The sequence below is a fragment of the Bacillus nakamurai genome, from assembly GCF_001584325.1.
GTDB classification, from domain to species: Bacteria; Bacillota; Bacilli; order Bacillales; family Bacillaceae; genus Bacillus; species Bacillus nakamurai.
In genome coordinates this window covers 71,426-90,982 of sequence record NZ_LSAZ01000023.1, presented here as the reverse complement: position 1 = coordinate 90,982, position 19,557 = coordinate 71,426, and the positions used below count along the sequence as shown (strand labels likewise).

Below are 19,557 nucleotides of genomic sequence, written 5' to 3'. Positions count from 1 at the left end.
GGCGCTTCATATGTTGGGTATGGTCAACTATAGAGCTGATGACATAAAAATGAAAGGTTTAAAAATTGAAGAAGATGCCGGGGCGGTAACTGTATCAAACTTCAAATTGATTTTAAATAGTGGACAGGCAAACGAAACTGTTACTCAAATGGATGCGGTTTACTTTTCATTGGAAAGCGAAGATACTCTTTCTCTATATAAATTAATGATATTAGAAGGAGAAGAAAATAAAAGTGATTTTGAGTATTATCTGATCAAGAATATTGAGGGTAATGAAGACGTTGGTATTAATGGTGTCAAACCCGAGAGGCTTTTCTGGACATTGCTCGAATTTTATGTGGAACCAGATGGCAACACGTACGGGGTTTCATTTACTAAAAGTGACGACTTCCCTGTATCAACAAATGAGGATTTAAAAGAGCTGCCTAAATACTTTCAAATACAAATTGCAGAAGGTGCTGCTTCTAATAATGAATATCAATCAGGTGAAAGGGCTGATGAGTTTTGAAAGAATTAACACCCCATATCATAAAGGGATCTTCAGGTGAAGACGATACTAAATCAGATATTGAGTTAACACAAATACTTGTCAATCAACTGTTTGAAGAGCTTGCTTTAAAGGGAGTATTACAAAAATGAATAAAAGCAACTCTTATAAGTATTTTGATAGGTGTTGGGGCAAAGGGACTGTTACGACCAAGCAAATGAATTTGGCAGTATCAGTAGGATGGATTACCCAAGCGGAATATGATGAAATAACAGCCAAACAGAGGGGAGTTTCTATAGAAGATGAACAGTGAATTGAGCTCGGAAAAATTAAAAGAACAGTGTGAGCTTTTGGCGCTAAAATGTAATGCTTTGGGTGGAGATATTGGTGATCTCTATAATAAGTTAGCTGATTCTAAAGCTCTTCATTCATATACGGAAAATAAATTAAAGCAAGCAAATGAAGAAATAACAATTCTAAAAAAAGAACTCGAGAAAGAAAAGACGAAAAATAAATAGAATTTTCATCTGTTAACACCTGAGAGGGTGTTTTTATTTTGCCTCGAAGGAGGTGATAAAATGGAGGGAATACATGTGTGGATGAATTTTGAAAGCTTACAGATCGCAAGAACATATCTTTTCGGGGAGGTGAAATACCTTGATTTACTTCTGATCCTCAGCATCCTGGATGTCATCACCGGCATTATCAAAGCGTGGAAAATGAAGCAACTCCGGAGCCGAAGCGCATGGTTTGGATATGTTCGTAAGATGCTCAGTTTTATGGTGGTCATCGTCGCCAACATTATTGATACGATAACAAATTTGAACGGTGTCCTGACCTTTGGGACCGTTCTTTTTTATATCGCAAACGAGGGCCTTTCTATCACGGAGAATTTGGCGCAGATCGGTGTTAAGATTCCGGCCGTCATCACTGAACGGCTTCACGTAATCGAAAGCGACAACGATCAGACAAAAGAAAAAGACGATCAAGCAGCTGGTTAATCTGGCTGCTTTTTTGAATACAAAAACAGAATAGGAGAGATTTTTCATGACAATTGCAGTTAAAAAGAGATTAGTTCCAAGTGACGAATACAGCCTGAAATGTCCGAACCCGATGACTCCGGAGTATATCACCATTCACAACACGGCAAATGACGCATGCGCCGCCAATGAAATCAGCTTTATGGCGGGAAATCCTGAGTCAACAAGCTATCATTTTGCCGTCGATGATAAAGAAGTTATTCAGGGAATTCCTCTGGACCGTAATGCTTGGCATTCTGGCGACGGTACAAACGGAACCGGGAATCGTAAGTCTATCGGGGTGGAAATCTGCTACAGTAAGTCAGGAGGTCCACGATATAAGGCAGCGGAGGCGTTGGCTATTAAGTTTGTGGCGCAGCTTCTTAAAGAACGCGGATGGGGTATTGATAGAATCAGAAAGCATCAGGACTGGAACGGAAAATACTGCCCGCATCGTATCTTATCAGAAGGACGATGGGATAAAGTAAAGGCGGCCATTGCTGCAGAATTAGAACGTCTCGGCGGTAAAAAAGCATCTTCGCCTGCGAAAACAGATACAAAGGCCAGCGGCACGGCGACGTACACCGTGAAAAAAGGTGATGCTCTTTCTGTAATTGCACAGAAAACAGGCGTAAGCATGGCAACCCTGCAAAGCTTGAACGGCATCCAGAACCCGAACCTGATCAAAGTCGGCCAAGTATTAAAGTTGACTGGATCGGCCGGATCTTCATCCAGCGGCAAGAAATCGTTCCCACTGCCTTCCGGTATTTTTAAAGTCACAAGCCCATTGACCCGAGGGGAGAGAGTAAAACAGATTCAAACGGCGCTGGCGGCTCTTCATTACTACCCGGATAAGAGTGCAAAGAACTTCGGAATTGACGGCGCATATGGCCCGAAAACGGCAAATGCGGTTGAACGATTCCAATTAATGAACGGGTTAACTGCTGATGGCATTTACGGGCCGAAGACGAAAGCAAAACTTGAATCACTCTTAAAATAAATAAAATCCCCCATTTCGGTGGGGGATCAATTAATATATTCTTTCCAATTATCATAGAAACCCATATGATGCATTTCTATTACGTCGCCATACTCTTCTGTTAAAACAAGAAAACTATCAAGAAACCTTCTCCATTCATCAAGAGGTAACATTTTCTTCAAGATATAGAATACAGAAACTAATTTTTTTCGATTCAATTTCACTTCCTTATACAGCTTTACGGAAAAATGAAAGTTTTTATTGTATAATCTCGAATAATGGGCAGATATGTTTCTTATGTTTGTTAAACAATATAACCAGTTTCCTAAATACGAATGATTAACTCCGTAGTAGTTAAGAGATAACTCTCTTTTGTCAGATGTAATCATATTTTTAAAGAATTTTGATAACATGCCCATCGAAAATAATTCAATCGCTACCCACAATGGCAGTTGATTATCATAAGTATTTTTATGATGAAGAACAAATAACTCTTTGCTCTCAGTGATTTTTCTCTCTATAATATCAAGGAATTTTTTGTGCTTCTCCTCATCGTAAAAATTTTTTGAATCTTTGTATCCCAAACCGTCATACTTCTCAGAAAATTTATAAGCTAATTGAGATCTTAATACAATTTCAATATATTCAGTAGCTTTTAAAAGTAATCGTCTTAATTTAGTATCAAATTCATAATGTCTTAAAGCCTTATTAAAAGAAGCATCTTCATAAAATTTGTCCCCGTCTTTCATCGAAAGCATATAACCCGTTAGTCTATAATAATTTATTCTTGTTAGTGTTTTTAAAGCTAGAGGCTCGTCTTCGATAAAAAGACCTCGTTTTTTAAATTTTTCTAATTGCTCACTATGTGTATTGAATACTTTGATCGGTTGAGGTGTTGTCATTATTTTCCATCCTTTAGATATAAAAAAGACTCACCGTGGTCCGCATTGTTAAGAGGCGTGTGAGTTCTGTTAATTTTATTATACTATTTATATATGAAATTGTCAACGTACAGTTAGGAAAATCCACTTTTCTTTTTTCTTATCCCACTTCAAAATGCGCTGTCTCATCAAACTTTTCACAGCAACACGTATTGCCTGTTCGTCTTTCCCGGTTTTCCTTTTCAATTGTTCTATGGAGGGATTTTTCCCGAAGTGGGTCATATTAAAAATAATCCGATACACTTTCCGTTCAAAATCGGTCATTGTGAATCAACTCCTAACGGGAGTATAAACGAACTCAGGTTCTGATTTCAACGAAGAGGCTTGTTCCTGATCAGACGGTTTATTCAATTAGCTATTTTGGTCACACAATTGGTCACACTTTATAAATTCAAATATGAATATTAATGAGAGATATGGGGACAATCGAGCGAAAAAACTAATATCGAATTTCCTAAATGAATAGGAATGTATGTTCTTGAAAGTGATTGATCTATGGGCGGCATGATGTAATCTGCCCCCGAGCCCTTGATATATAGGTATTCAAAAGGTTATGCTAACTTTTACTAGTTTTCATTCTAAGAAGACCTAAAAAGTATCAGAGGTTATAGAGACCTTTCGTAAGTTCACTGAATTTACGGGAGGTCTCTTTTATTTTTGTCATTCTGTCTTATTTGCTGAGTTTTCTTTATGATTTAGAATCCATTTGAATATTTTGTGTAATTCTTTAAAAGTACATAAACATTGTTGACGAACTTTTTTCTGAGTGATATGATCACAAGTGTTATTGAGTAATTTTAAAGAAATACCTTTTTGAAGAGGGCGGGATATGCGACTTGAAGATATTGTAACGGTTAAAATAGGGAGAAACCTTTCTAGAGGCAGCGAGAAAAATGACCTTACATTAATTGCTTATACATATGAGGATTTAATGAATGATTTAAATGGTTCGTTTCTGGACTCACAAGCTAGTTTTGAGGCTGGACAGTCAACTCATAAAGAAAGTTATTTGAGCAGTGCCGGAGATGTTGTTTTCAGCTTTGTCAGTTCCAAGGCTGGGATCGTGAGTGACTTACATCATGGGAAGATCATCAACCAAAACTTTGCAAAACTCATGATTGAACATGATGATTTGGATAGTAGGTATTTATGTTATGCGTTAAATGAATCGCACGCAATGAAAAAGCAAATGGCGATTTCCATGCAAGGAAGTACTGTACCAAAATTGACACCAGCGATATTAAAAGAGTTGGAAATTAAGTTACCAAGTATTGAGAAGCAACGAACGATTGGAAAAGCTTATTTCTTTTTGAGAAAGCGGCAAGCTTTGGCAAAGAAACAAGCGGAACTTGAAGAGCAACTTTATTTAGAAGCATTAAAGAGATTAGACCAACAATAGAAAAAGTGAGGAACACAACATGGCTGAATTACACTCAAAATTATTTAGCGCCGCAGACAACTTGCGAAGCAAAATGGATGCATCAGAATACAAAAACTACTTATTGGGATTGATCTTTTACAAATACTTGTCTGATAAGTTATTAGAAAAAGTAGTTGAAATAGCAGATGAATCGCTAGAAGAATACAACACACAAGAAAAACAAACGCAATTGTACCGGGATTTATTAGCAGATGAAGAGATAAAAAATGACTTGATTGAAACGTTAGTGGATACATTAGGCTATGATATTGAACCAGATCATTTGTTCAATGTATTAGCGAAACAAGCGGCACAAAACACGTTTCAGCTGAATGACTTGAATAAAGCTTTTATCGATTTGTCTACGAAATATGACCAATTCAACGGGTTGTTTGATGATGTGGATTTGACATCAAAAAAACTGGGATCAGATGATCAACAGCGAAACATTACGATAACAGAAGTACTGAAGAAACTAAATGATGTCGATGTAATCAGTCACGATGGAGATGTGATTGGGGATGCCTATGAGTACTTAATTGGTCAATTTGCCTCAGAAGCTGGTAAGAAAGCGGGAGAATTTTACACACCTCATCAAGTATCTGACATGATGGCGCGTATTGCCGCCATCGGTCAAGAAGACAAAAAATTGTTTAGCGTATTTGACCCCACGATGGGATCTGGTTCTTTAATGTTGAATATTCGAAACTATATTCATTATCCAGATAGTGTGAAATATCATGGGCAAGAACTAAACACAACAACTTTTAATCTAGCGAAGATGAACTTAATCTTGCATGGTGTTAATAAAGAAGATATGCGTTTACGCAATGGGGATACATTGAACAAAGATTGGCCGACAGATGAGCCTTATACTTTTGATGCTGTTCTTATGAATCCGCCTTACTCTGCAAAATGGTCTGCAGATGCTACATTCTTAGATGATTCACGTTTCAATCGTTACGGAAAGTTAGCGCCAAAATCAAAAGCAGACTTTGCTTTTCTTTTACATGGGTTCTACCATTTGAAAGATTCGGGAACAATGGCCATCGTTTTACCACATGGAGTTCTGTTCCGTGGAGCGGCAGAAGGTGTAATCCGTAAGAAACTATTAGAAGATGGCAGTATTGATGCCGTAATCGGCATGCCGGCAAACTTATTCTTTGGAACGTCGATTCCAACAACAGTCATCATCTTGAAGAAAAATCGCAGCACTCGTGATGTGTTATTCATTGATGCAAGTAAAGAGTTTGTGAAAGGAAAGAATCAAAATAAACTTTCTAAAGAACACATTGATAGGATTGTCGAAACGTATAAGAAGCGAGAAGATGTCGAGAAATATGCCCACCTCGCTACCTTTGAGGAAATCAAAGAGAATGATTTCAATTTGAATATTCCTCGATATGTAGATACCTTTGAAGAAGAAGAACCTGTGGATATGGCTGCGATTGGCTCAACTATCAAAGACATTCGAAAAGAAAAAGCGGAACTAGAGACTAGCTTGTATGAAATGATTTCTTCATTACAATATGATGAAGAAAATGCTGACTGGATTAAGGGTGCATTAGAGGTGTTTAATCGTGGGAAATAAGCGTACACCAGAGGTGCGGTTTTCAAGGTTTAGTGGAGATTGGGAACAGCGTAAATTGGGGGATTTCACTGAATCTTATTCGGGTGGAACACCAAGTGTAGGAAATAAATTATATTATGGTGGAAGCATTCCTTTTATCAGGTCTGCAGAGATTAATTCAAAAAGCACTGAACTATTCATAACAGAAGATGGATTAAATAACTCATCAGCTAAAATGGTGGAAGAAGGTGACATCCTGTATGCTTTGTATGGTGCAACTAGCGGTGAAGTTGGTATATCAAAAATGCATGGTGCTATTAATCAAGCGATATTAGCAATAAAACCTAAATTCGATGATGATTCATACTTTATTACTCAATGGCTTAAGAAACAAAAAAGTACAATTATTAATACCTATTTGCAAGGTGGACAAGGAAATTTATCAGGTTCTATAGTAAAAGATTTAATCATACCATTACCTACCAATAAAGATGAACAAGTGAAGATAGGGGAATTTTTCAAACAACTAGACGACACGATAGCTCTTCATCAGAAAGAACTAACCACCCTCAAACAAACAAAACAGGGATTCTTGCAAAAAATGTTTCCAAAAGAAGGGGAGTCCGTGCCGGAAGTTCGGTTCCCGGGATTTACTGGAGATTGGGAAGAGCGTAAGTTGAATGAAGTGGCTGAAATTATTGGTGGGGGGACACCGCGTACTAATGTTCCAGAATACTGGGATGGTGATATTGATTGGTATTCGCCTGTAGAAATTGGAAAAAAGACGTATGCTACCGGTAGCCAAAGAAAAATAACTTCACTTGGATTAAAAAAGAGTTCTGCAAAAGTACTGCCTGCGAATAAAACTATTTTATTCACCTCTCGGGCTGGTATAGGAGATATGGCTATCTTAAAGAAAGATGGGGCTACAAATCAAGGTTTTCAATCTTTAGTAATAAATAATGACTATGATATTTATTTTGTTTATTCAATAGGATATAAGATAAAAGAATTTGCATTAAAACATGCATCAGGATCAACTTTTTTAGAAATATCCGGAAAAAGACTAAGGGGAATGGATCTACTTGTACCATCTTTAAAAGAACAATTCAAAATCGGCAACTTCTTCAAAAAACTAGACGACACGATCGCTCTCCATCAACGTGAATTAGATACCTTAAAAGAAACGAAAAAAGCATTCTTGCAAAAGATGTTTGTCTAACGAATAAAGAGGGGGAAAACATGACAACGATACAGCATAAAGATGAAGCTGAAGTAGAACGTCGACTAATCGAAGTGTTAGGGGAAGGGCACAATCAGTGGAATTATCGTCCTGATTTAAAATCTGAAGAAGACCTATGGAAGAACTTGCGCCAAAAAATCACGCAAAATAACTTATCAGAAATTGGGGAACATCCAATTTCTGATAAAGAGTTTGACACGATAAAGACAGAGTTATTATCGAAAACACAGACACCCTTTGATGCTGCTAGATGGCTCAAAGGGGAAAATGGAATTGCTCGGATTACGATTGAACGTGAAGATGTCTCACTAGGTTCCATGTCGTTGGTGCTGTATTCCAATCAAGATATTGGAGGCGGTATCTCTACATACGAAGTCGTTCATCAGATTGCGAAGCAAAAGGCTGATGTTGATGGCCGTGACCGCCGATTTGACGTAACACTTTTAATTAACGGTTTGCCTATTGTTCAAATTGAATTGAAAAAGGCGACTGCCAAAGACGGTGTATTCCAAGCTTATCATCAGATTAAGAAATACGCAGAAGAAGGGATGTTTCGAAATAATATCTTTTCTACTCTTCAGTTATTTGTCATTTCCAACGAACAAACGACACGCTACTTTGCCAATGCAATGCCAAAAGACATGCATAAGAAATTAGTCTTTAGCTGGCGGACGACGGACAATCGAAAAGTAGAAAATCTCTACGAATTTGTGAAACAAGTGTTAAACATTCCGGATGCGCATCGATTGATCGCCAATTATACGATTGTAAGTGAAGACCAGGACAGCAAAGCTTTAGTGGTGTTAAAACCGTATCAAATTCATGCGATTGAAGCCTTGTTTACATCTGCTATGAAACATCAATCCGGCTTTGTTTGGCATGCGACCGGTTCAGGAAAAACGCTGACAAGTTTTGTTTCTACAAAGTTATTAGCGCGCAAACCAGGTATAGATCGTACCATTATGCTCATCGACCGCAAAGACCTTGATAACCAAACGACGACAGAATTCACCAAATTTGCCTCCGAGTATAATACCGGCATTTCTTCTGGCACCGCCAAATCTAACAGTCTGATTGTCGGTACTGGAAGCGCGCAGGAGTTAGGTACTATGCTTCTTTCTGATGCAAATTCTAACACCGTCATCATTACGACTCGGCAAAAATTAGAAAAAGCTTTGGAATATGCACAAAAGCAAGAGGAGCAAAGCGGCACACAGCGCTATAAAAAACTGCTGGGGCAGCATATTGTCTTTGTCGTGGATGAATGCCATCGTGCGTTAAGTGCAGAAGGAATGAAAGAGATGAAACGTTTCTTTCCAAATTCAACTTGGTTTGGGTTCACAGGTACACCGATATTTAATGACAATAAGAAAAAGGCACAAGGTCAATTGGCTCGTACTACTCGTGATCAATATGGAGAACTTTTGCACACTTATACCATTAAAAATGCCTTAGATGATGGGGCTGTTTTAGGGTTCCAAGTAGAACATGAAGATACGATTGATCTAACTTCATTAAATAATCATATTTTCGAACAGCTGAGCCATAATGAAAAATACGCGAATGCTACTGCGGATGAAATAAATAACATCATTGACCAAATGGATGGCATAGAAAAGGAATCATATATTAAAACATCTTCTTATGAAAGTGATGAGCATATTCAAAAAGTCATTCGTAAGATTCTAAGACCGGACAATGCTTATACAAAATTTGATTTTCAAAACGGTCGGCCGCAAAAATCAGCTATTTTAACAACAAATTCGATCGAAATGGCGAAACGCTATTATCGGGCAATTAAGGAAATGACGAAAGAGCCAGAATGGATGACGAAAGAGTTTGCTGAGAATCCAATTCGAACGGGACGCACGATTGAAGATTCGAATTTCCCGAGAATTGCAATCACATATTCAATTCAAGAGAATGATAACAAAGCGGCGCAAAGTCAAGAAGATATGAAAGAGATTATTAGGGATTATAACGAATATTATCATACAGCTTGGTCGCTGGAAGATATTGAACGGTATAACGGCGATATTAATAATCGCTTGGCTCGTAAAAAGGGAGAGTATAAAGAATTTGGAAAACAAATTGATCTGGTCATTGTCGTAGATCGCTTACTGACGGGATTTGATGCACCAACAATTCAAACGTTATTTGTGGATCGAGAATTAACTTATGCCAATTTAATTCAAGCTTTTTCAAGAACCAATCGTACTTATCCCGGAAAAACAAAAGGTTTAATCGTCACATTCCGTAAACCTTCAACAATGGAGCTGCATGTAAAGGATGCTACAAAGCTATATTCACAGGCACAAGAGGAAGTTGATCTCGTTTATCCTACTTATCAGGAATCGAAAAAACGTTTTAAACATGCGCATCAAGATGTGAGAACGCTCGTTCCGAATCCAATTGATATTGATGAGAACTCGCCTCTTGAAGAGCGGATTAAATTTGTGAAGGCGTTCCAAGAGTTAAACAATTCTTATGAAGCGCTAGTGACGTACGATGAATACAATGACGAGATGGAGACATCAAAGGCGCTTCAAGAACAGGTGCAAACTTTGGAAGAATATATAGGGATTTATAACACGATCAAGGGTTCACTTATAACTGAAGAGGACAATGGTGAATCAGAATTAGATTTCTCAGACATTGAGTTCTATGGGGAAAATGCAATTAAAATGTACGATGTTGACTCAACCTATATTGATCGGCTATTGGAAACGTACTCCGCCAATAATCAGAATATCCGTGATGAGATTGAAAGTGTACTTCAAAAGCTGGAAAAATCAGAAATTGTTAAAGGTGTATATCGTGAGATACTAAATGCCATTGATATGGAAAAAGTAGACGCAGATGAAGATATTCTCACAGTGAAAAGGGATTTCTTTACGAAAGAACATAATCAGACGATTAAAGAGTTTGCAAACACTTGGTTTGTAGATGAAGGTGAACTACATATCTCTTCCATTCAATATGTCATCGGAACGGAGACTATTCCGAATATCGGACGAATTATCGACAGTATGGAATTTGAAAAATACAAAGCTGTCAATCCTGATGCAAAGAGGTTGAAATACGGACCCGAAATGAAGCGTCAGTGGAGGAAGGCATTAGATGAAGTCATTGTACCTTTGGGTGACGAGTTGAGATAAATTCGTTTTGGAAGAAACAAAATCTATATAATTATAGGCCAACTGTAAAACTTAAGTTGGCCTATTCTGTATTGTCTAAGGAACAGCGTGAGATTGCTCTTTCTAAGTTAGACCTTGGGGAATATGGTATATGCATACATTACGTATATTCTGCTTAGGATGTCCTTTATTATGCAGACGATTCGGGTGAATAGCTTAACGGGACGAATGATTAATTCTTTGGTGGAACGAACGGTTCTCACAACACCCCGGATGATTTTGGTTTATGTCGGAATTCTTTTATCTATTTCCTGGGCGACGTCGCTTGCGGCTGCCATTGGAGGGGAAAATCAGGCGTTTGGATTCCAGATCTATGCGGCGGTGAGCCTCGTTTTGAATCTAGTTAGTTTCTTTACTGTGCGGGAGCGGATTCGCCTGAAAAGAGAAAAAACAAGGCATTAAAAAGACGTTATCATAAAGAGGACGTTGCGATCCTCCATGAGATCGGAGCTGACATTGTTGCTGTGACACTTGGAAAAAGCGGAACTCTTCTTTCGAATGGAAAAGATAATGAAATCATTCCAAGCATTCCGGTTACATCAATTGACTCAACAGGAGCGGGAGACGCTTTTGTCGGCGAGGCGCTGTATCAACTGGCACATACGGATGAGATTCAAACTGCCGATGCTGATTTTGCGAAGCTGCGTGATTTTGTGTCATTTGCCAATAAGGTGGGAGCTGTTGTATGCACTAAAATTGGAGCGATTAATGCACTGCCCAGTATGAAAGAGGTTGAAGTTTCTTTGTAAAACATTAAGGATGTTTCTTGAAAGTCACTGGACTTTGGGAAGCATCCTCTTTATTTACTTTGAGGGATTTTCATCTGAACCCGTTCTTTTTTACGATATACTTTATAAAGGTATCCATTAAATTGAACCAATGTGAAGTACATCCAATAAACTTTTTATGAGCTGTCAGTAAAACCAAGTTTCCTTTACTGCCGTCATTTATCATATGGCCGGAAAAATGATACATAAGATAACAAACCGTGGAGGATTTCAATGAAAAGTATATTTCTTATCGTGCAATGTGCGTTTTCTGTTTTTTGTTTTTTCTGTCTTGCTGTTGTGAATTGGTATCAGGGGAGTGAGCTTGTTTCTGATTCGTTTGATTGGAATTATACGGCTAAATTTTCAAAGCTGCTGAACGGGACGGATACGATTACAAGTCCTGAACAGATTTCGCAGCTTGATTTCTTTATTTATTCTGCGAAGCATTATCCGTTTGTGAGCGGTTTAATGGTTTGTTTGTTTATTTATATTTTGTTTTCGCTGTTTTTGGTGATGAGGGATGTGCGGCGGCATAAATTGAATAAGTAAGACTATTGTCATATATTTATACATGAATGCAAGAAAAAATGAAACCTTTTCTGAAAAAAACAGTATAAGTAACTGTGAACTTGTTACTATTTATTTGGGAGGAAATGAGAATATGAGTGTTTTGGGGAGATTTAAAGATATCATGTCGAGCAATATCAATGCTTTGTTAGATAAAGCGGAAAACCCTGAAAAAATGGTTGATCAATATTTGCGGAACTTAAACAGCGATTTAGGAAAAGTAAAGGCGGAGACGGCTTCTGTTATGGCTGAGGAGCAGCGGGCGAAAAGAGCATTAACAGAGTGCCAGGCTGATGCGGAGAAGATGGAAAGCTATGCGATGAAGGCTTTACAGGCCGGCAATGAAGCGGATGCGAGGACGTTTCTGGAAAGGAAAACCTCTGTTGAATCAAGACTGTCTGAGCTGCAAACGGCTTATCAGATCGCTTCTTCCAATGCGTCTCAAATGCGGAACATGCATGACAAGCTTGTTTCTGATATCGGTGAGCTTGAGTCGCGCAGAAACGCCATCAAAGCGAAGTGGTCTGTGGCGAAAACACAGGAGAGAATGAATAAACTGGGGGCCTCCGTTTCAAATACGAGCCAATCGATGTCAGCTTTCGGGAGAATGGAAGATAAGGTGAACCGAGCGCTTGATCAGGCAAATGCAATGGCGGAGCTGAATGCGTCTCCGAAAGATGATATTGACGAGCTGACGGCGAAATACGACAGCAATTCCAGCAGTGTGGATGATGAGCTGGCGGCGCTGAAGCAGAAAATGCTTTTTAGTAAAGACCAATAAAGAAAAGGCTGCAGCTTAGCAGGGCTGCAGCTTTGTCCGATATAAAGCGAAAGTGAGAGAAGACAGAGATGATCATTTCTTATAAATGTCCGAACTGCGGCGATGATATGGTCTTTGACAGTACATCAGGCAAGTTAACCTGCCACAGCTGCGGCAGACAGGATCAGATAGAAAGCTTGCCAAAAGAATATATTACGACGAGATTTTCCGAACATGAAGCGAATGAGTATCGCTGTGAGAACTGCGGGGCCGTGTTAATGACGGAGGCGGAAACGACCGCCACAACGTGCGGGTTTTGCGGAGGAGCCGCCGTTCTTGCCGACCGTTTATCGGGAAATCTTGCGCCCACGATGGTCATTCCTTTTACAATCAGCAAGGACGAGGCGATGAGCGCATTTAAAAAATGGTGCAGAAACGGCCGTCTGACGCCGAAAGGTTTTATGTCAGCCGATCGGGTGAAGAATATCACCGGCATGTATGTCCCGTTTTGGATGTTTGACTTAAACAGCAAGGTGCAAGTCAACGCCGTTTGTACGAGAGTGCATCATTATGATGATGGGGAATACCGGGTTACGGAGACGGAGTATTTCAACGCGTTCCGTGATATCAACCTTGATTATCTCAAGATTCCGGTTGACGCTTCAGAAAAAATGAATGATGAATTGATGGACAAATTGGAGCCGTATTCCTATAGTGGGCTGAAGGAGTTCAATACAGCTTATTTAGCAGGGTATATAGCGGAAAAATATAATTATACCGATGACGATCTGTTGCCGCGGGCGAAGGATAAAATCAGCCATTATATTGATTCTTATGTAAGATCCACCTTCTCCGGTTATACAACGGTCGATATTACGGATGAAGATATTGACACAAACAAAATGAACAGCTTTTATGTGCTGCTTCCGGTATGGATGGTCAGTTACGATTATGAGCGGACTGAGCACATTTTTGCGATGAACGGACAGACCGGCAAGGTGGTCGGCAAACCGCCGATCAGCTCCGGAAAAGTGGCTGCGTGGTTCGGCGGAATTGCCGCCGGGACGTTTTTAGCTTTAAGACTCGTCTCACTGATGATAGGAGGCGGTTTTTGATGAGAACATATATCGGAAAAGCGTTTCTCGTTTGCTTCGTTTTTTTGCTGCTTCTCTCTTTTGCAGTACATACATCGGCAGAAGCTTCCGGGCAGAAGCAATATGTCTATGACAATGCTAATCTTTTAACGAAAGAAGAAACCGGGAAGCTTGAGGCATTGGCAGGCAAGCTGGGCGCAAAACGGAAAACTGATTTTATCATCCTCACCGTAAACGGAACGGACGGTAAGGACATTGCGCAATACGCCGGAGATTTTTATGACAGCCATTTTCACGGCAGCGCGGCGATATTGACCATCGATATGAAGGATAGGGAAGTCTTTATCTCCGGGTATCAAAAGGCGGAGAAGTATTTGGACAGCAGCAGGCTGAATACGATCAGGAATACAATTTCCTCGGACATTTCAGCCGGGCATTATGATAAGGCGTTTCAAACGTATATGAAGATGTCCTATAAAGATATGGGGAAAAGCCCCGGAGACCAGTCTGACAGCCTGTTGTTTAAATGGTGGTTTCAGCTGATTGTCGCCGCGGCGGTTGCGGGGATTGCCGTTACTGTGATGGTGTACAATTCCGGCGGCAAGGTCACCGTCACCGGCAGCACGTATATGAATCACGACACGTCTGAAGTGCTGAACCAGCATGACACGTATATCAGAACGACCGTCACAAGAGAAAGAAAGCCGTCTGATAAAGATAATGACAGCAGCGGCGGAGTCACAAGGGGCGGCACCTCTTACAGCGGCAGCAAAGGAAGTTTTTAAATCATACGTAAAGGAATTGATCATACATGGGCTTTTTCAGAAATCAGTTAGCGAATGTTGTGGAATGGGAAGAGTTTAGAGATGATATGGTTTTCTATAAATGGAACAACCGTGAAATCAAAAAGGGGAGCCGGCTGATCATTCGGGCCGGCCAAGATGCCATCTTTTTATATAACGGCAAGATTGAAGGGATCTTCCGTGATGACGGCGATTATGATATTGAATCTGAAATCATCCCGTTTCTATCGACGTTAAAAGGGTTTAAATTTGGTTTTAACAGCGGAATGCGGGCCGAGGTGTTATTTGTCAACACGAAGGAATTCACCGTGAAGTGGGGCACGAAAAACGCCATTAACATTCCGGCGGCGGGAATGCCGGGGGGCATGCCGATCCGGGCAAACGGAACATTTAACTTTAAGGTCATCGATTACATTGGCTTGATTGATAAAATTGCCGGTGTCAAAGACAGCTACTTAGTGGAAGACATTAAAATACGGATAACGTCTATTCTTGATCAGCTTCTGATGAAATGGATCACAAGAGAAGGAAAAGACATGTTTAATCTGCAATCGAATTCCTTTGAGATCGGGAAAGGGATTCAGGAAGACTTGGATATGCAGCTTATCGGAGACGGCATGTCGATCACGGGTTTCAATATTATGAGCTTTAACTATCCGCAGGAAGTTCAGGATATGATAACGAAAAATGCTTCTTACGGCATGGTGGGCGATGTGAATCGGTACCAGCAGATTTCCATGACAGACGGAATGGCGTCCGGAAAAATGAGCGGAAGCGGCGCTGCCTCTGATATGGCCGGTATGATGATGGGAATGAATATGGCGAATCAAATGATGAACCAAATGAACCAAAATCAGCAGAACCAGTCACAGCAAAATCAAAACCAGCAGAATCAGACGGCAGCTCCTTCAAATGGATCGGAAGGTGCGGCTAAGCCGAATTTCTGTCCGAACTGCGGCACAAAAACGGGCGAAGCGAATTTCTGCCCGAATTGCGGCCATAAGCTCGTATAATGGAATACAAAAAAGAGGCTCTTAGAGGGCCTCTTTTTTGGCTGTAATTATTTCATTGCTTGGACGATAAGAGCGGTTAATGCTTCGGCTCCTTTAGGCACCAAATGTACACCGTCAGGAGTGAAATATTCCGGGTGCCGAAGGGCTTCAGAATGCCAATCCACTAACGTAATATTTTGGCGGGCGTTTGCCTGCTGGCGCAATGACTCGTTCACCTTGCTTTCCCACTGCCGCGGCACGCGTGTATTAACGAGGTAGATATGGGCTTTTGAGAAGGAGTTAAGCAGTTCTTCAATTTGGCTGTTTGTGAAATAGCCGTTCGTTCCTAACTCAATGATTACATTTTTACCCAGTTGATTAAATGACGCGTATTCCGATGTCAGCTGAAGCGCTTGGGAGACTTGTCTTCCCACCTTCCCGTCGATCGTGACATGGGGAACAGACTTCCGGAGACTTGCTGCGATGTCCAGCATAACGGAATCTCCTATAGCTAACACTTCTTTATCAGAGTGGGCCGGCTTTTGATTCGCTGCCTGCTGAGATGAGTGCTTCTTTTTTTCTTCGTGCGCGCTTGCATCTGTTTTTCTTTTTGTTTCTTTCTTGTCTTGTGCTGAAGCTGTTTTCGGTTTCTCGTCTTTCTTTTTCTTTTCACCCGCTGCCGGTTTATCATGGTCTTGCGGCTGATCTGAATCCGCGTTTGTTTCTTGGGCGCTTTGCGAATATGTCCATTGCGGCTGTTTTTTTCCCTCGACTAATCCGGACAGTCCGCCCGCAAAAATGAGGATGGCGGCAAGAATGAGGCCCATCGACATCCTGCTGATGACAGAGGCCGTTTTCCATTCCAGAAATCTGTTCAGAAAAACCCGGCGGAAAAATGGCCTGAAGCCGTCCGTGCGAATCGGCTTTTCAAGAAAATGATAGGAAAGCTCGGCCAGTATAAACGTTGCGGCAATCTTAATAGCGTCATGCCAATACACCGGATTTCCGATTTCTTGCACAGGTGTGCTTAACACGATAACGGGATAATGCCAGAGATAAATGCCGTATGATCTCGTTCCGATCCAGCGCAGAGGCTTCCATGAGAGCACATGTCCTAAAAAACTGCTTGGATGGCATACACATGCTATGAGGACGGCTGCGGTGATGCTGATCAAAAGCATGCCGCCCCTGTAAAGGAAGGGCTCATATTCATCAACGGAAACGAAACAAACCAGTAACACGGCAAAAGCGGCAAGCTCGGTGCCGCGCAGGCTATGTTTCAAGCTGCTCGGCAGCCGTTTCGATGACAGTCGTTTCATCGGCCACACAAGGGCTAACGAGCATCCGATGAGCAGCTCAAATGAACGTGTATCGGTCCCGTAGTAGACACGGCTCGGATCTCCGCCCGGCACATACATGATACTCATCATAACGGCTGAGCATAACGCGAGGAACATAACCGCGGCCGCAAGCCGGGCCCGTGTTTTACATATATACATTCCCGCAAGCAGGATGAAAGGCCATATGATATAAAACTGTTCTTCAATGGCCAGTGACCAAAGGTTTTTTAACGGAGAAGGAGAACCGAAGCTGTCAAAATAGGAAAGCTTGTGGAAAATAAACCACCAATTGCTTATGTAAAAGAGAGAGGAGACCGCATCTCCGCGTACTGTATGCAGAAGCTCCTGGTTGAACAATACGACCCATATAACAGTTGTGATGATCATGAGGTAAGCCGCCGGCAGAAGCCGCCGAATCCGGCGCACCCAAAAATCGCGAAAATCCAGGGTGATGTCATTTCCTTGCGCAGGCAATATGATCGATGTAATTAAATAGCCTGATAAAACAAAAAAGATATCAACGCCAATGAAGCCGCCGTCGGCCCAATTGAAGTTTAGATGATAAGCGATAACTGCCAGTACGGCAAAAGCCCGAAGTCCGTCCAGTCCGGGGATATAGCGGCGATGTTGTGTCTTGTCTAACATGGTATTCCTCCAATAATGTGTGCGGTTATTCGCTGTTGTGCGGATGTTCATGGCAGAATTCTGTACAGTTTTCCATTCATTCCGTTAATAGACGCAAACGGGTGGGGATTTTGTTTCAGGAAAAATAAATGAAATGTGTTGAATGTCTTAAACTTTTTTGTCCATGTATAGCGTCTATATAGTGAAAAGGGCCCCCATATCAATTGGCTGTTACCAATGGGGAAAAAGGAGGCCGGACAGAAAAAATCCATGATCTGAGGGAATCATGGATTTTTTCTTTATTACCGGATGTAGCGGTTTCCGACGAGCAGGTTTGAGATAACGGAAGTCGGAATTTCAAACTTTGTAACGCCCATATAGCCGGGTGCCACTTCATATTTGTCAAATGAAATGACGAGTTTGTGATGCTCTGTAATGTAGAAGTTTTGATCAGCATGAATTTTTTTGAAGGGAGCTATATCTTCATCGGTGAACCAATAGGTTTTATCCGGATCCTCCTTCATTTGCTTTTTCATTTGTTCTTTAATATTTTGGCTAATGACTTTAATATACCGGTCATCTTTAAATAAGCTTTTTAATGTAAGCAAGCTTTCATTTTTTTTGTCAATGGTGATATAACGGCTTTGGGTGTTACCGTACAACTGTATAACACGGTGAATTGAAATAAGATCGGGCGTATCTGTCACTGTCTCGTAATTGCTGTAGACGTTGAGATGCCATTTTTCTTTATTTTTTTTGGATGTCGCCTTCATAAATTCCTGATATAGCTGCTTGCTTTCTTTCAAATATTTTTGGTTGATGCTGTTTTCAAGCTCGTGATTGGAAAGGCCGGACAGAGCTGGCGTTTTCACATGAATGCTTGATTGATCTTTTTCTTCTTTTATTTCGACGAATGTGATGGCTTGGACGACTTTGCCGATGACTGGGATCTTTGACATGGCTTGCGCTGCACAAGGATTGATATTGACAATGGCGGTGAATAATACAGCCGCTGCCACTGCCGCGGCTGTCGGCCACATGATGATTCGTTTCTTTTTCGGTCTATGCTGAAGGGCTTTTTCGACAATGCTGTCCAGCTCTTTAGGAATGGGCACATTTTTATACTCTTCTCTTAATTGTTCTAATCTCTTTGCCATTAAGAAAGATCCTCCTTCGTCAAATGAATGCGCATGAGCTTCAGGCCTCTGTATAGGCGTGTTTTGACGGTATTAATGTTTTCCCCCGTAACTTCTGCGATTTCTTCTAATTTCAAGTCTTCAAAGAAACGCAGAATAATGATTGTTTTATATTGGTGCGGCAAATCTTCAAGCGCTTCATGAAGGTCCGTGTCTTTGTAGTGATCTTCCTTTCCGCGGCTTAAAAACTCGATCGTTTCGTCGTGCATCACTTTAAGTTTTTTCTGCTTGCGGAGAAAATCAATGGCAGTACGCACTAAAATTTTATAAAACCAACTTTTAATCGTATCGGGATTTCGGACGGAATCGACAGACGACAGCGCTTTTTGAATCGATTCCTGTACAATATCTAACGCGTCATCTTGATTTTTTACATAACTGTAGGCCAACCGGTAAAAGTCTTCCTTGCGTTCAGTTATGCACGTGACAAGCGACGCTTTGGCTGTTTCGTTGTTCATTGCTATAAAGGGCTCCTTTTTCGAAAATACGTATCATAGGCTGTTACCTTAGGATAGACGGGACAGTGTGAAAAATAGTTTGCCCAGATGGCATCAT

At 40.7% G+C, this 19,557-nt stretch carries 20 protein-coding genes and 2 pseudogenes; 17 read left to right on the top strand and 5 right to left on the bottom strand.

All coding sequences use genetic code 11. From position 1 onward, the window contains the following. The first annotated feature begins 10 nt into the window (after positions 1–10). Genes AXI59_RS12320 through AXI59_RS12305 form a run of 6 tightly spaced genes read left to right on the top strand, consistent with a single transcriptional unit; the run spans position 11 to position 2,506 of the window. Complete coding sequence (locus AXI59_RS12320) at positions 11–508, top strand: hypothetical protein (RefSeq protein WP_061528375.1); 498 nt, start codon at positions 11–13, stop codon at positions 506–508. Next, on the top strand, positions 505–639 hold the full coding sequence (locus AXI59_RS20645; RefSeq protein ID WP_256994857.1) for a hypothetical protein: 135 nt from the start codon (positions 505–507) through the stop codon (positions 637–639). Before AXI59_RS12320 ends, AXI59_RS20645 begins: the two co-directional genes overlap by 4 nt. Beyond that, entirely contained in the window at positions 636–800 is a 165-nt protein-coding gene (locus AXI59_RS19435; RefSeq protein WP_076983166.1) for an XkdX family protein, read from the top strand. The genes AXI59_RS20645 and AXI59_RS19435 overlap by 4 nt, the downstream gene beginning before the upstream one ends. Next, positions 790–1,005, top strand: a complete 216-nt coding sequence (locus tag AXI59_RS12315) for a hypothetical protein (protein ID WP_061528374.1) — start codon at positions 790–792, stop codon at positions 1,003–1,005. The genes AXI59_RS19435 and AXI59_RS12315 overlap by 11 nt, the downstream gene beginning before the upstream one ends. Before the next feature lie 60 nt (positions 1,006–1,065). Then, entirely contained in the window at positions 1,066–1,488 is a 423-nt protein-coding gene (locus tag AXI59_RS12310) for a phage holin family protein (protein WP_061528373.1), read from the top strand. Between the two features lie 46 nt (positions 1,489–1,534). After that, positions 1,535–2,506: an N-acetylmuramoyl-L-alanine amidase gene (locus AXI59_RS12305; protein WP_061528372.1), complete on the top strand. Its 972-nt coding sequence runs from the start codon at positions 1,535–1,537 to the stop codon at positions 2,504–2,506. Between the two features lie 26 nt (positions 2,507–2,532). Here the strand turns inward: AXI59_RS12305 and AXI59_RS12300 are convergent, their stop codons facing one another. Both AXI59_RS12300 and AXI59_RS20480 read right to left on the bottom strand, forming a co-directional pair. Further along, entirely contained in the window at positions 2,533–3,387 is an 855-nt protein-coding gene (locus AXI59_RS12300) for an Abi family protein (RefSeq protein ID WP_061528371.1), read from the bottom strand. A gap of 102 nt (positions 3,388–3,489) precedes the next feature. Beyond that, the gene (locus AXI59_RS20480; RefSeq protein ID WP_061528370.1) at positions 3,490–3,690 is read right to left on the bottom strand and encodes a hypothetical protein; all 201 of its coding nucleotides are present in this window, start codon (positions 3,688–3,690) and stop codon (positions 3,490–3,492) included. Positions 3,691–4,255: 565 nt separating this feature from the next. Here AXI59_RS20480 and AXI59_RS12290 point away from each other — a divergent pair. From AXI59_RS12290 to AXI59_RS12240, 11 genes and pseudogenes are all read left to right on the top strand, one after another. After that, positions 4,256–4,825 carry a restriction endonuclease subunit S gene (locus tag AXI59_RS12290; RefSeq protein WP_061528369.1) on the top strand — a complete coding sequence of 190 codons (570 nt, stop codon included), beginning with the start codon at positions 4,256–4,258 and terminating at the stop codon, positions 4,823–4,825. 19 nt (positions 4,826–4,844) lie between these two features. Continuing rightward, positions 4,845–6,437 (top strand): type I restriction-modification system subunit M, encoded by a 1,593-nt coding sequence (locus AXI59_RS12285; protein ID WP_061528368.1) that lies wholly within the window; start codon positions 4,845–4,847, stop codon positions 6,435–6,437. After that, positions 6,427–7,638, top strand: a complete 1,212-nt coding sequence (locus tag AXI59_RS12280) for a restriction endonuclease subunit S (RefSeq protein ID WP_061528367.1) — start codon at positions 6,427–6,429, stop codon at positions 7,636–7,638. Before AXI59_RS12285 ends, AXI59_RS12280 begins: the two co-directional genes overlap by 11 nt. A 20-nt stretch (positions 7,639–7,658) precedes the next feature. Then, a complete protein-coding gene (locus AXI59_RS12275; protein ID WP_061528366.1) occupies positions 7,659–10,817 on the top strand; it encodes a type I restriction endonuclease subunit R in 3,159 nt (1,052 codons plus the stop codon). Positions 10,818–10,934: 117 nt separating this feature from the next. Further along, positions 10,935–11,271: pseudogene (locus AXI59_RS12270) on the top strand (MFS transporter); the annotation flags it as partial. After that, positions 11,270–11,605: pseudogene (locus AXI59_RS12265) on the top strand (PfkB family carbohydrate kinase); the annotation flags it as partial. The pseudogenes AXI59_RS12270 and AXI59_RS12265, both read left to right, overlap by 2 nt. A gap of 252 nt (positions 11,606–11,857) precedes the next feature. After that, positions 11,858–12,175, top strand: coding sequence for a YjdJ family protein (locus AXI59_RS12260; protein WP_061528364.1), 318 nt, complete (start codon positions 11,858–11,860; stop codon positions 12,173–12,175). 112 nt (positions 12,176–12,287) lie between these two features. Next, the gene (locus AXI59_RS12255; protein WP_061528363.1) at positions 12,288–12,974 is read left to right on the top strand and encodes a PspA/IM30 family protein; all 687 of its coding nucleotides are present in this window, start codon (positions 12,288–12,290) and stop codon (positions 12,972–12,974) included. A gap of 68 nt (positions 12,975–13,042) precedes the next feature. Further along, complete coding sequence (locus AXI59_RS12250) at positions 13,043–14,068, top strand: TFIIB-type zinc ribbon-containing protein (protein ID WP_061528362.1); 1,026 nt, start codon at positions 13,043–13,045, stop codon at positions 14,066–14,068. Further along, on the top strand, positions 14,068–14,832 hold the full coding sequence (locus AXI59_RS12245; RefSeq protein WP_061528361.1) for a TPM domain-containing protein: 765 nt from the start codon (positions 14,068–14,070) through the stop codon (positions 14,830–14,832). Before AXI59_RS12250 ends, AXI59_RS12245 begins: the two co-directional genes overlap by 1 nt. 26 nt (positions 14,833–14,858) lie before the next feature. Continuing rightward, entirely contained in the window at positions 14,859–15,863 is a 1,005-nt protein-coding gene (locus AXI59_RS12240) for an SPFH domain-containing protein (RefSeq protein WP_061528360.1), read from the top strand. A gap of 47 nt (positions 15,864–15,910) precedes the next feature. On the opposite strand, the gene AXI59_RS12235 is transcribed toward AXI59_RS12240, so the two are convergent. From AXI59_RS12235 to AXI59_RS12225, 3 genes are all read right to left on the bottom strand, one after another. Further along, the gene (locus AXI59_RS12235) at positions 15,911–17,827 is read right to left on the bottom strand and encodes an acyltransferase family protein (protein ID WP_061528359.1); all 1,917 of its coding nucleotides are present in this window, start codon (positions 17,825–17,827) and stop codon (positions 15,911–15,913) included. A 281-nt stretch (positions 17,828–18,108) separates the two neighbouring features. After that, a complete protein-coding gene (gene rsiV, locus AXI59_RS12230) occupies positions 18,109–18,963 on the bottom strand; it encodes an anti-sigma-V factor RsiV (protein WP_061520183.1) in 855 nt (284 codons plus the stop codon). Further along, positions 18,963–19,460: an RNA polymerase sigma factor gene (locus tag AXI59_RS12225; RefSeq protein WP_061520184.1), complete on the bottom strand. Its 498-nt coding sequence runs from the start codon at positions 19,458–19,460 to the stop codon at positions 18,963–18,965. Before AXI59_RS12225 ends, rsiV begins: the two co-directional genes overlap by 1 nt. Positions 19,461–19,557: the final 97 nt, after the last annotated feature.